Raw genomic sequence first — 1,074 nt, forward strand, 5'->3', positions numbered from 1 at the left:
GGGATCGCGGACGATCTCGACGAGGCCGCGGTCCTCGCCGACGATCTCGCGGGCGATCCGCTCGCCCATGGCGTCGCGGGTCGATCTGATGCGCCGGCCGTTCAGCGTCTCCGAGACGATGCGCCCGTTCCTGTCGCGCTTCAGCTCGACCCGTGCCGCCTTGTTCTCCGCCCGGATCAGCAGCGCCCGACCGTCGTACCAGAAGCGCGCCACATCCTCAGCCTCGCCCGCCGGCGAAAAGCTCTCGATGCGGGTGACGAGGTCCGACTTGTCGTAGGCGTAGACGAGGCGGGCGCCGTCGGGCTTTTGCGTCTCGACCACCCGGCCGGCGGCGTCGCGCTCGTAGCGGCGCAGGCGGCCGTCGAAATCCTCCTCGGCGACGACGCGCCCCGCCGCGTCGCGCTCGAAGCGCCAGGCAAGGCCTGCGGCGTTGGTCACCGTGGTGAGCCGGCCCTCGATGTCGGTCTCCAAGGCGAGCGTGCCGCCCTTGGGGTCGGTGATCGCCTGCAGCACGCCGAAGGCGCCATAACGATAGGACCAGGTGCGGCCTTCGCCGTCGCTGACCGAGGCGAGCGAGCCGGCGCCGTCGAAGGTCCGCGACACGGCGACGCCGTCAGGCCGCACCACCGCCGTCGCCGTGTCAAAGCCGCCGGCGCCGGCGCCGTAGCTCCGGCGCGTCGCCCGGCCGAGCGGATCGACGGTCTCGACCAAGCGGTTGAAGGCGTCGTAGGACAGCCGCGTGACGCCGCCGCGCGCGTCGGTCACCGCGACGAGCCGGTTGTGCTCGTCCCATTCGCGCCGCTCCACCGCGCCGTTGGCAAAGCGCGTGGCGACGGCGCGGCCTCGGGCATCGCGGGAGATTTCGGTGCGGTGGCCCTCGGCGTCGATTTCGGCGACGACGTTGGCGTGGTCGTCGTGCTCGTAGGTCTTCCTGTTGCCGGCGCCGTCGATGACGATCAGCAGCTCGCCGTCGTCGCCCCAGCCGTAGACCGTCGATCGCCCCTCGGCGTCGGTCGCCTCCTTGACGTTGCCCAGCGCATCGTAGCGCGTGCGGCTCCGGTGGCCGTTGGCGTC

1 protein-coding gene is annotated in these 1,074 nt (G+C 72.1%); it reads right to left on the bottom strand.

Annotated elements, in window-relative coordinates:
- A partial coding sequence (locus SMD10_RS25445; protein ID WP_331688506.1) for a hypothetical protein occupies window positions 1-1,074 on the bottom strand: 1,074 nt, incomplete at both ends.

Source organism: Consotaella aegiceratis (assembly GCF_036541425.1).
GTDB classification, from domain to species: domain Bacteria; phylum Pseudomonadota; class Alphaproteobacteria; order Rhizobiales; family Rhizobiaceae; genus Consotaella; species Consotaella aegiceratis.